10 protein-coding genes and 2 tRNA genes are annotated in these 11,045 nt (G+C 65.7%); 6 read left to right on the top strand and 6 right to left on the bottom strand.

The window, feature by feature from the left end; genetic code table 11:
* The first annotated feature begins 603 nt into the window (after nucleotides 1-603).
* Genes ACFWBU_RS15050 through ACFWBU_RS15040 form a run of 3 tightly spaced genes read left to right on the top strand, consistent with a single transcriptional unit; the run spans nucleotide 604 to nucleotide 2,421 of the window.
* The gene (locus ACFWBU_RS15050; protein ID WP_169621050.1) at nucleotides 604-1,749 is read left to right on the top strand and encodes a DNA cytosine methyltransferase; all 1,146 of its coding nucleotides are present in this window, start codon (nucleotides 604-606) and stop codon (nucleotides 1,747-1,749) included.
* A gap of 9 nt (nucleotides 1,750-1,758) precedes the next feature.
* Complete coding sequence (locus tag ACFWBU_RS15045; RefSeq protein ID WP_378528628.1) at nucleotides 1,759-2,238, top strand: very short patch repair endonuclease; 480 nt, start codon at nucleotides 1,759-1,761, stop codon at nucleotides 2,236-2,238.
* A 48-nt stretch (nucleotides 2,239-2,286) separates the two neighbouring features.
* Nucleotides 2,287-2,421, top strand: coding sequence for a hypothetical protein (locus ACFWBU_RS15040; RefSeq protein ID WP_277350459.1), 135 nt, complete (start codon nucleotides 2,287-2,289; stop codon nucleotides 2,419-2,421).
* 24 nt (nucleotides 2,422-2,445) lie between these two features.
* Here ACFWBU_RS15040 and ACFWBU_RS15035 read toward each other — a convergent pair whose 3' ends face one another.
* Nucleotides 2,446-3,594: an acyl-CoA dehydrogenase family protein gene (locus ACFWBU_RS15035; protein WP_378528627.1), complete on the bottom strand. Its 1,149-nt coding sequence runs from the start codon at nucleotides 3,592-3,594 to the stop codon at nucleotides 2,446-2,448.
* Complete coding sequence (locus ACFWBU_RS15030) at nucleotides 3,594-4,826, bottom strand: acyl-CoA dehydrogenase family protein (RefSeq protein ID WP_378528626.1); 1,233 nt, start codon at nucleotides 4,824-4,826, stop codon at nucleotides 3,594-3,596. Before ACFWBU_RS15030 ends, ACFWBU_RS15035 begins: the two co-directional genes overlap by 1 nt.
* A 355-nt stretch (nucleotides 4,827-5,181) precedes the next feature.
* Between ACFWBU_RS15030 and ACFWBU_RS15025 the strand changes: the two genes are divergently transcribed.
* Nucleotides 5,182-6,075: a TIGR03619 family F420-dependent LLM class oxidoreductase gene (locus ACFWBU_RS15025; protein WP_169620745.1), complete on the top strand. Its 894-nt coding sequence runs from the start codon at nucleotides 5,182-5,184 to the stop codon at nucleotides 6,073-6,075.
* A gap of 57 nt (nucleotides 6,076-6,132) precedes the next feature.
* Here ACFWBU_RS15025 and ACFWBU_RS15020 read toward each other — a convergent pair.
* The 3 genes from ACFWBU_RS15020 to ACFWBU_RS15010 form a co-directional block, all read right to left on the bottom strand.
* Nucleotides 6,133-6,205 (bottom strand) — tRNA-Arg (locus ACFWBU_RS15020).
* Nucleotides 6,206-6,241: 36 nt separating this feature from the next.
* Nucleotides 6,242-6,333, bottom strand: a tRNA-Ser gene (locus ACFWBU_RS15015).
* A 74-nt stretch (nucleotides 6,334-6,407) separates the two neighbouring features.
* On the bottom strand, nucleotides 6,408-7,118 hold the full coding sequence (locus ACFWBU_RS15010) for a dienelactone hydrolase family protein (protein ID WP_378528625.1): 711 nt from the start codon (nucleotides 7,116-7,118) through the stop codon (nucleotides 6,408-6,410).
* 62 nt (nucleotides 7,119-7,180) lie between these two features.
* Here ACFWBU_RS15010 and hisC point away from each other — a divergent pair, with 62 nt between their 5' ends.
* Together hisC and ACFWBU_RS15000 are read left to right on the top strand one after the other, a co-directional pair.
* Entirely contained in the window at nucleotides 7,181-8,260 is a 1,080-nt protein-coding gene (hisC, locus tag ACFWBU_RS15005; RefSeq protein WP_378528624.1) for a histidinol-phosphate transaminase, read from the top strand.
* 110 nt (nucleotides 8,261-8,370) lie between these two features.
* Nucleotides 8,371-10,044 (top strand): bifunctional metallophosphatase/5'-nucleotidase, encoded by a 1,674-nt coding sequence (locus ACFWBU_RS15000; protein ID WP_378528623.1) that lies wholly within the window; start codon nucleotides 8,371-8,373, stop codon nucleotides 10,042-10,044.
* A 9-nt stretch (nucleotides 10,045-10,053) separates the two neighbouring features.
* Here ACFWBU_RS15000 and ACFWBU_RS14995 read toward each other — a convergent pair whose 3' ends face one another.
* The gene (locus ACFWBU_RS14995) at nucleotides 10,054-11,025 is read right to left on the bottom strand and encodes an alpha/beta hydrolase (protein WP_378528622.1); all 972 of its coding nucleotides are present in this window, start codon (nucleotides 11,023-11,025) and stop codon (nucleotides 10,054-10,056) included.
* Nucleotides 11,026-11,045 lie beyond the last annotated feature (20 nt).

Below are 11,045 nucleotides of genomic sequence, written 5' to 3'. Positions count from 1 at the left end.
CCATCCACAAAAGCGGATGATCGCACCAAATAATTGGCACTGACATTCATCGGCACACTGTTGAGTTCTCAAAGAACACGCACACACCATCACTCACGAATTTCACAACTCGCTCGTTCCGGGGCAACTGTTCCAGCCTAGATCCCGCACCACACAGACGCAAATCCGTGTCGCTTCCGAACCCAGGGGCAGTACGAAACCTTACCAGAAGATTTCGAACCAGATATTCAGGCGCTCTCGTCCAACCTCGTTTTCCCAGTCCCTGTAGGTCCGGGTCGGTGTCCGTGTCGCTCTGACCTGGATTAAGTTACGCGAGCACCCCCACAAACACCAAATCGCCAGGTCAACGCCGATTTGCTGGGAAGAACCCGCCAGTCGATGTGCCGGCGGCCCACCGTGGCCCCCTATAGAGAGGGCGATCTGTAGAGAAGGTGTCCATCTATAGGGAGACAGGTACAGCACCTCCCCCGGATTCCGGGAGACATCAGCAAGATGCCGAGCTCCGGGGCGTGATCCTGCGTCGGGTCACGGATGCCCCTACTACTCGAGTAACGTTCTCGCTTGAGTTGAGCGAGGAAGGGTGCCGTGACGTCGTCGGGGAACATGGTGGGGCTGTTCGCCGGAATCGGCGGCCTCGAGCTTGGGCTCGGGGAGAACGGGTGGAATACCGAACTCCTGTGTGAGGTCGACCCCGGTGCACAAGCGGTGCTGCGTGCCCGCTTCCCTGACGTTCCCCTCCATCCGGATGTCACCCAACTGCGTTCCTTGCCGCAGGGGACCGAACTGGTTGCGGCGGGCTTTCCCTGCCAGGACCTGTCCCAGGCCGGCCGTACCGCCGGCATCACCGGAACGAAGTCGAGCCTCGTGGACGAGGTGTTCCGTCTCGTCCGGCGCAAGAACGGGCCGCGCTGGCTCGTCATCGAGAATGTTCCGTTCATGCTCCAACTCAGCCGCGGTGCTGCGATGCGCCACATCACGGATGCGCTCGAAGACCTCGGGTACACGTGGGCCTACCGGGTGGTTGACGCTCGCGCCTTCGGCCTCCCCCAGCGCCGGCAGCGAGTGCTCATGGTGGCCTCCCGCACCGACGATCCGCGCGCCGTCCTGTTCGGGCAGGATGCCGGCATGCCGGTCGACGGGAACCCCGACCTGTTCCCGTGCGGCTTCTACTGGACGGAAGGTGTGCGCGGTTTGGGTTGGGCGGTCAATGCCGTGCCCACGCTCAAGGGCGGTTCGACTCTCGGTATCGCGAGTCCACCGGCCGTGCGACTGCCGTCCGGCGAGATCGTGACCCCCGGGCTGACCGATGCCGAACGACTCCAAGGATTCGACCCCGACTGGACCGCGCCTGCCACGCAGGCGGTGGGTGTCCGGACCGGACACCGCTGGCGCCTCGTCGGCAACGCCGTCAGTGTCCGGATGGCGACCTGGGTGGGACATCGCGTGAACAATCAGATCGACTACACCGCCGATCACGAAACTCCCCTCGAACCCGGCGATCCATGGCCCACCGCGGCATGGGGTTCTCACCGCAAAGCATTCCGCGTGCACGAATCGCAGTGGCCCGTCCACGACCCCTACGAGGACCTCGGCGGATTCCTCGACGATTCGCGTCTGCTGTCCGCTCGCGCGACCGCCGGCTTCCTCCGGCGGGCACGGTCGGGCAGCCTCCGCTTTCTCCCGGGATTTCTCGACGACGTGGAGAACCACCTCGACCGCATGGGCGGCTTCCCGCAGGCCGCCGCGTAGGAGGTCGCGATGCCTCCGTCCGACGAACTCCGGCCCGCACGACCGCAGACGGACGCGCGTACCAGCGCACGGATGAGCAGGCAACGCCGTCGGGACACCGCTCCGGAAGTGGCGTTGCGACGCGAACTGCATCGCCGCGGTCTGCGCTTCTATGTGGACCGGGCGCCATTGCCCGGCGTGCGACGCCGAGCCGACCTGGTGTTTCCTCGCCGACGTGTCGCGGTGTACGTCGACGGCTGCTTCTGGCATCGGTGCCCACTGCACGCGACCGATCCGAAGAACAACGCCGAGTGGTGGGCCGACAAACTCGCAGGCAACGTCAAGCGTGACCGCGACACGGATTCTCGCCTGGCCGCTGCGGGGTGGACGGTGATCCGGGTGTGGGAGCACGAAGACCCGATCACGGCCGCCACGCGAGTCGCGGAGGCGCTCACACCCCCGCCGGAATCACCCGCCGGTTCTCCTCTGGACGACTCCGGCACAGATTGAGCAGTAATTCGGATGCGCGCGCGGGCACGACCGCGCTTCACTGGAGTCATGGCCGAGCAGAAACGACGGATCCAGCGAGGCACCCGGCCACTGTTCAACGATTCGATGACCGGCAAGTCGGACTTCGTTCTGGTCATCGCCTTCGCTGCGCTCGCTGCGACGACGTGGTGGCTCCTGTTCTGAACTCGTGCGCCGACACCGTCCGGGTCAGGCCTTGGTGAGTTCCGCGTACCGCGCGATGTGGTGGTCCGCGGTACCGAACTCGTACTCGATCGCCGTCAACCGCTTGAAGTAGTGCCCGACCGCGAGTTCCTCGGTCATGCCCATTCCCCCGTGCAGCTGGACGGCGTTCTGCCCGATGAAGCGCGCGGCACGGCTGATGGTCGCCTTCGTGGCCGAGACGGACCGCGCGCGGACGAGATCGTCCGCCTCGAGGTGCATGACGGCCAGGTACACGGCCGATATCGCCTGCTCGAGTTCCATGTACATGTCGACCATGCGGTGTTGCAATGCCTGGAAGCTGCCGATCGGGTGACCGAACTGCCGGCGTTGTTTCGTGTACTCGACGGTGTCGGCGAGTACCTTCCGCATGATGCCGACCGCTTCTGCCGCCACCGCGGTGGTGGCTTCGTCGATCCCTTGGGACACCGACGGCCACGCGCCGCCCTCGTCACCGAGCAGAGCGTCCGCGGGGACGCGAAAACCGGAGAAGGTGAGATCCGAGGCGCGGCGATCGTCGATGGTTCGATACGAGTGCGTCTCCACGCCGGCCGGAGGGTTCGCAGGATCGAACTCGACGAGGAAGAGCGACACCCCTGCGGTGTCGCGGCGGTCACCTGCTGTGCGGGCGGTCACGAGTAGATGTGTTGCCAGCGGAGCGCTGGTGACGACGATCTTGGCTCCGTCGATCACCCACTCGCCGCCGTCCCGGCGCGCGGTGGTCGTCACGTCGTGGAAGTCGTAGCCGCTCGTCGGTTCCGTTGCCGCGAAGGCGGTGACCGCCTCTCCCGAGGCGATCGCTTCGAGCACCTCGTGTGCCCGGGGTCCGCCGGCGCGATGGAGCATCCCGCCCCCGAGGACAACGGTGTCGACATAGGGCTCGACGACAAGGGCGTGCCCCAGAGCTTCGGCCACGACCATCAATTCCACCGGGCCGCCGTTCATTCCTCCGACGTCTTCCGGAAGTGTGGCGCCGAGGATGCCGAGTTCTTCGGACAGCGCGCGCCACACGTCGGGTTGCCACCCCGCGCCGGTGGTCGCTGCCGTGCGACTCCGGGCCAGGTCGTACCGGTGTGCGAGAAACCCGGTGACCGAATCGCGGAGAAGCTCTTGCTCTTTGCTCAAACCGAAGTCCATCAGAGCCCCAATGCTGCTTTGGCGAGGATATTTCGCTGAATCTCGTTGCTACCGGCATAGATCGAGCCGGCGCGGTCGTTGAAATAGCGCAGGGGCGCTACCGCTTGCCAGTCTTCGCCACTGAGGTAACCGTCGGCGGGCGGTTCGTAGTCGGCGATCGGGCCGCCGGGCGCAGTGACGTGCGGTTGGTACACGCGCCCCCGTGGGCCGGCTGCCTCGAGAGCCAATTGCGTCAGCGTCTGGCTGAGCTCGGTGCCGAGCACTTTGAGCATGGATGACGCCGGGCCCGGGTCCTTACCTGCGGACAGCGCTGCGAGGGTGCGGTATTCGAGGATCTCCAGTACGTCGGTACGGATACGGGCGTCCGCGAGTCTGGCGGCGAACGCGGGATCGTCGACGAGCGCGCGACCGCCGGGGCCGGGTTGCCCGGCTGCCGCGACCGCGATGCGCTCTGCGAGGACCTGGAGTGCGGGCGCAGCAGCTGCTCCGCCTCGCTCGAACACCAGCAAGTACTTCGCGACGGACCAGCCGTGGTCGATCTCGCCCAGGACGTTCTTCTTGGGGACACGCACGCCGTCGAAGAACACCTGGTTCTGGACCTCTTCGCCGGAGGTCATCACCAGGGGTCGGATCTCGATGCCCGGCGAGGTCATATCGATGAGCAGGAAGGTGATGCCCTGCTGCTTCCGTTCGGTTCTGGTGGTCCGCACGAGCGCGAACATCCAGTTCGCCTCCGTCGCGTGGGTGGTCCAGATCTTGCTTCCGGTCACGACGAGATCGTCACCGTCGTGCACAGCCGCCATGCTCAGGGAGGCGAGGTCGGAACCGGCTTCGGGTTCCGAGTAGCCCTGGCAGAAGAAGACGTCACCGGTGAGGATTCCGGGCAGGAAGTAGTCCTTCTGTGCCTGAGTGCCGTACGCGACGATCGCATGCGCAACCATCCGGATACCCATCGGCGACAACGACGGGGCACCGGCGAGGATCGATTCGCGACCGAAGATGTAATGCTGCGTCTGCGTCCAGTCGCATCCTCCGTACTCCACCGGCCAGGCCGGCGCCGCCCATCCCCGCTCGTGGAGGATGCGCTGCCACTCCATGCTCGCCTCGTGGTCGGAGTACACGCTGGTGGCCAGCCTGCCGGCACGTCTCAGGTCGGGGGTGAGCTTCTCGTCGAGAAAGGCACGGACCTCGTCTCGGAAGGCGGCGTCGGCGTCGGACCACGCAAGTTCCATGTCTTCTCCCCCGCAGAGCGCGACCGCCAGCCGCCGGCTGATCGTGCGAATCGTCGTTAACTTCTAGGCACCGTCCCGGAATCTACTGTCGTTCGCACGGCCTCGTCAATACATCCTTTGGGCCGGTACCGGCGTCGTTTTGCTCCCCCACCGAACCCGACCAGCTCCGGGCGGGAAGTCCGCCAGGGGTGAGATGCCGGATTCACTCGCGGGCCTGTCGGCGCCGCACCGCACGTGACCAGTGGTGACTGCGGTCACAACATCCGGTAGAACAGTCTTCTGACAATGGAATAACTGCACTCTCCGATTGGATGATCATGACTCTTGCAGAGTGCCGGCGCACGGAGGTAGTCAGTTGAAGTTCTGGACCGGGACCGCATTCATGAAGACGACCGAAATGCCGGCGGTGGCGACCATGCTCGACCAGGCAGGGTTCCACGGCGTGCTCGTCTCGGACCACCTGATCTATCCGAAAGAGATGAAGACCGTCTACCCCGGGCACGAGAGCGGAAAGATGTTCTGGCATCCGGAGACGGACTGGCCCGACGCGTGGGTCCTCATCGGAGCCATGGCAGCCGTCACCCAGAACCTGCACTTCGGCAACAACGTCTACATCGCGCCGTCGCGCCCACTTCTCGAGGTCGTGAAACAGGTGGGCACCGCAGCGGCTATCTCACACGGCCGCGTGTCCATCGGCCTCTCCGCCGGGTGGATGCGCGAGGAATTCGAGTTGCTGGGCCAGGACTTCGACAACCGTGGCCCGCGCCTCAACGAGATGATCGAGGCGTTGCGCGCACTGTGGAAGGGCGGATGGGTGTCCTTCAAGGGCGAGTACTACGACATCCCCGAGATGACGATCGAGCCGCACCCGCCTGCACCCGTACCGATCCTGTGCGGTGGAGAATCCACTGCCGCACTCAAGCGAGCCGCCCGCTACTGCGACGGCTGGGTCGGCACGGCGTACACCATCGACGACGCCGAGAAGTGGATCGAGCGGATCAACGGTTACCGGCGCGAATTCGGACGTGAGAACGAACCGTTCGACATCATCCTCGGTCTGCGCGACCAGCCGTCCACCGAGCTGTACAAGCGGGCCGAGAAGATCGGGATCACGGGCGTGATGTGCTCGCCGTGGGCCAACTGGGAAGCCACCCATTCCGGCGACCACGATCACCTCCTCGGGACCGCGGAGCGCTACCGCGAGCCCATCGAGAGGTTCGCGGAGGAGATCATCGCGAAGCTGGTGTGACACGGCCCGCAATGCGAGAACACCCCGCCGGCAATGCCGGCGGGGTGTTCTTCTGCGTGCGCCCGAAGGGATTCGAACCCCTAACCTTCTGATCCGTAGTCAGATGCTCTATCCGTTGAGCTACGGGCGCAAGGTATTCAATTGTCGTCAGTGACGGTACACCAACTGGCGGAGGCGAGAGGATTTGAACCTCCGGTCCCCGGTAAGGGGGACAACTCATTAGCAGTGAGTCCCATTCGGCCGCTCTGGCACGCCTCCTCGGGGATTCGAAGCTCTCGAACCGCCGGGACGAAAGATTACACATGCACCGCACCGAAACGCAAAACGGCTGGTCAACGCAGGTGAGCGTCGAACCAATCGTAGATGCGGCGTCGCGCGTCGACGATCGCCGCTTCCGCGTGATCGGTCTCGGGATCGAGGGAGTCGTGCACGACCGGCGGCTCATCCGGCCGGTGGGCGAGCCCTTCGTAACTGACCACAAGCGCCGGTGCATCCGACCGGCCCGCAGCCTCACGCAAGGCTGCGACCTCCGAGGGCGGAGTCTTCGGGTCGTCGTCGCCGTACAGGCCGAGCCACGGCGCCCGGAGCGACCCGACGATGTCGACGAGCGATCGCGCACCGTGCTGCGTGGCCTGGACGATGCCGGGCGAGGCCACGCTCACGACGGCACCGACGGCCCGCTCCGCGGCGACATAGAGCGCGGCGGTGCCCGCATCGTCGAACCCGAGCACCCCGATCATGTCGGGGCTGATCCCTTGCCCGGCGATCCACCGGAAGGTCGCGTCCACGTTCGCGTAGAACTCGTCCCCGAACTGCTCGGCGTTCTCCGCACCACGAGCATCCTGTGTCGGCTCGGGCGCGACGACGAGCCACCGATCGTCGGCGAGCGTCTCGATGAAGTCGCGGAGGGCCCGCGGGAGTCCGTGGGAGCGGTGCAACACCACGATGCTCCCGCGCGGCCCCGAATCCGGACGTACCACTGTCAGCGGTACGTCCCCCGTACCACCGATCCGTGGCGCAGCATCATTGCTGGTTTCCGGCATGGTGTCCACGATGACACGCCCACCGGGTACCCGCACGGAATCGTCGGGAGCATAATCGGCTGGTGACCCCTCGGACCCGACCCGACCTCGCCTCGATCCCGGCCTACGTTCCCGGACGGACGTTTCCCGGCGCTGTGAAGCTCGCCAGCAACGAGACGACCGCCGGCCCGTTGCCCTCCGTGCGCGACGCCATTCTCGAAGCCGCCGCCGATGTGAACCGGTATCCGGACAACGGCGCCACGGCGTTGCTCGCAGCGCTGTCGGAGCGGCTGCAGGTCCCCGTCGAGAACATCTCGGTCGGCTGCGGATCGGTGAGCCTGTGCCAGGAACTCGTGCAGGTCACCTGCGAGCCCGGCGACGAGGTGATCTTCCCGTGGCGATCGTTCGAGGCGTACCCGGTGGTCGTGGCGGTCGCGGCCGCAACCGCGGTCCCCGTGGCGAACACCCCGGAGCACGGCCACGAGCTGAAAGCGATGCTCGCGGCCATCACCGACCGGACCCGCCTGATCTTCATCTGCAATCCCAACAATCCGACCGGCTCGCTCCTCGGGAAGAAGGAACTCGAGCAGTTCCTCGACGAAGTCCCGTCCGACGTCGTCGTCGCACTCGACGAGGCGTACTTCGAGTATGTGCGGCCCGCCTCGGACGACGACTTCGCAGACGGTCTCGACCTGGCGAAGAACCGCCACAACGTGGTTGTACTGCGGACGTTCTCCAAGGCGTACGGACTTGCGGGCCTTCGGGTCGGGTACGCGGTCGCCGGCCCCGAACTCACCGCGGCCATGAGCAAGGTGCACACCCCGTTCTCGGTCAACACGATCGCGCAGAAGGCTGCCATCGCGTCGCTCGAGGCCGCCGACGAACTGCTCGCGCGCACCGAACATGTCGTCGCCGAGCGTCACCGCGTGCGCGATGCGCTGCTCGACGCCGGCTACGACGTGCCCGAGAGCGGTGCGAACTTCCTCTGGCTGCCTCTCGGCGACCGGTCTGCGGCCTTCGCCGAGGCGGCGGCAGAGGCAGGCGTGATCCTGCGGAACTTCACCGGTGACGGCACGCGCGTGACGATCGGCGACCCGCACGAGAACGATCGGTTCCTCGCCTTCGCGACAGGACCGGGGCGGGCACTCGCAGGGCTCGCCTGACCTGTGACGAGACCCAACCGTTATCCCTAGGTATCGGTGACGTGACCCTGCGCTGACACACTCGGGCGGTTGATACGGACCCGACTCGGAGGCGCTGCATGGTTGGAGGCATGGCACGCCGTGCCCTGTCCGCCTGCGCACTCGCGGCAGTCGTGTGTGCAGGTACCGGTGTCGCACCCGCTGCTGCGGAACCCCCGAACGTGGTGCCGGTGCGCCTGATCGCCTTCGGCGATCTCCACGGCAACCTTCTGCCGCCGCAGGGACCGCGCAGTGAGGTCGTCAGGTCCGACGGAACCTCCGTCGCCGCAGGTGGGGTGGCGCATCTCGCGGCCTACGTGCGTCAGCTACGGGCACAAGCAGACCATTCGATGCTGTACGCCGTAGGCGACACGTGGGGGTCGTCCCCGCTCGAATCGGCGATGTTCCACGACGAGCCCACCATCGAGTTGCTGAACGATCTCGACGTCACGGCCGCCGCACTGGGCAATCACGAACTCGACCAGGGATACGCTGAGCTGACCCGTCTGCGTGACGGAGGCTGTCACCCCGACGACGGGTGCCGTTACGGCGAGACGTTCGAGGGTGCCCGCTTCCCCTTGCTCGCCGCAAATCTCACGACCGACGACGGGACGCCTGCCGCGCTGCCGTTCAGCATCAGCTATGTCGACGGAATCCCGGTCGGCACCATCGGCGTGCTTCCCAGCAACACGCCGGACTTCATCCGGTCCGACTCCATCGCGGGCCTTCGATTCGGCGACGAGATCGAAGCGGTGGACCGAACTGCCGACCTACTCGATTCGCTGGGGGTCCGCGCCGTCGTGCTGCTCTACAAGGGCGATATCGGCGCCGGTGGGCAGAACGACCCCTGCAATCCCGTCGACGGGCCGGCGAACGTCGTCGCCACCGCTGTGTCCCCGAAAGTCGATCTGATCGTCACCTCGGATGGTGACAAGCACTTCAACTGCACATATCCCGATCCGCTCGGCCGGCCACGGACCGTCGTGCAGGGCGCCTCGCACGGGCGCATCATCTCCGTCGCAGACCTCATGATCGACCGCGAAACCCGCGACGTACTGCGGGATCACACGCTGGCTTTCACCCAGGTCATCACCCACGACATCGAACCCGACCCACAGACCCAGCAGTTCGTCGAACGCGCAAGCGAAATGTCCGACGCGGTCGCCGGTCGCCGCGTGGGTTCCGCCTCGGCGGACATCACCCGAGAAGCGGGTCCCAGCGGCGAATCCGCCCTCGGCAACCTCGTTGCCGATGCCCAGCTCGCAGCAGCCCGATCAGTGGGAGCGCAAGTGGCACTGACGAATCCAGGCGGCCTTCGCAACGACCTCATCTGCGGAGAAAACGGAGTCGTCACGTACGGGCAAACGTATGCAGCACAGCCTTTCGGCAATCGCCTCCAAGTGCTCGAACTCTCCGGCTCCCAACTCGACGAACTTCTCGAGCAACAATTCCAGAAGACGGCGAACGGCAACGCCCTCGAATGGATTCTCGCGCCGTCACACAACTTTCGATACACGCTCGACCGGATCGCTCCTCCGGGCGATCGAATCCGGGACCTCACGATCGACGGGGAGCCGGTCGATCCCGAACAGCACTACCGCGTGGTGGTCAACGACTTCCTCGCGGAAGGTGGTGACGGCTTCGACGTCTTCACCCACGCCCGGCACCGAACCGGCGCCGGAGAGGAACTCGACGCTCTCAACGCCTATTTCGCGGCCCACGATCCCGTCGTCCCGCCCACAACAGACCGCATCCACATGCACTGAGCCGCGAACCTACAGTTGGAGAGCGGCTTTCAGCGTCGGCCACGCGGTCTTGATGTCGTCCTGCCAGTATGCCCACGAGTGGGTACCCCACGGCCGGTATACGACCTGCGCCGGAATATCGAGCTGCCGCAGGCGACGGTCGAAGGTCACCGTGCACGCCAACGTGCCGACTTCGAGCGGCGTACCGCCGGTCAACACTTCCTCACCCGAACCGAAGTCGTAGGGGCCTACGAGACCGTTGCCCGTACTGAGGAAGATTTCCTTGCCACGCAACCGCTCGGCGAGCAGGTACGAATCGTGTTCCTCCCAGACGGGGTCACCGGGAGGGCCCCACATGTTGTCCGGGTTCCCGCCCTTGTAGGCGACGGTTCCGCGCACCGAGTCGCGGGACGACTCACGCGAGGTATCGAAACATCCGCTCAGCGCCGCAACGCCTCGATACAGATCGGGGTGTCGCGTGATCAGGCTCATCGCCCCGGTCGCCCCCATCGACAATCCGGCGACCGCGTTGACCCCGTTGCCGTGGAACCGTGCATCGATGAGCTGCGGCAGTTCCTGCGTCAGAAACGTCTCCCACTTGTTGACGCCGAGCACCGGGTCGGGATTCCGCCAATCCGTGTAATAACTAGCCGTGCCGCCGATCGGGAGCACGACGTTGACGTTCTTGTCGGCGACGAACTCCTCGATGTCGGTGCGCTGAGTCCACGTGCTCTCCCTGAACTCGGACTCCTCGCCCGCGCTGACCCCGTCGAGCAGGTACAACGTCGGTCGAGGGCCGTCCCCGGCGGGATGGAGCACCTGCACGCGGACCACGCGCTGCATCGCGGGCGAGAACACTTCGACGTCCGTCCGCTGTTCGGTGATGACCGTCGCCGTGCGCTCGATCGCCGCGACAGGCGCCGGCTGGGCGTGCGAGAGCGACGGAATTCCTACTATCGACATCGCGACCACACCGAGCGCGGTGATGAACCTTTTCAGCATCGAGCTCCCCGTCCCCCGAC

This window comes from Rhodococcus sp. NPDC060084, from assembly GCF_042730335.1.
Lineage (GTDB): Bacteria > Actinomycetota > Actinomycetes > Mycobacteriales > Mycobacteriaceae > Rhodococcus.
Note: the sequence above shows the minus strand (reverse complement) of the source record. Positions and strands in the feature narration are given on the sequence as shown.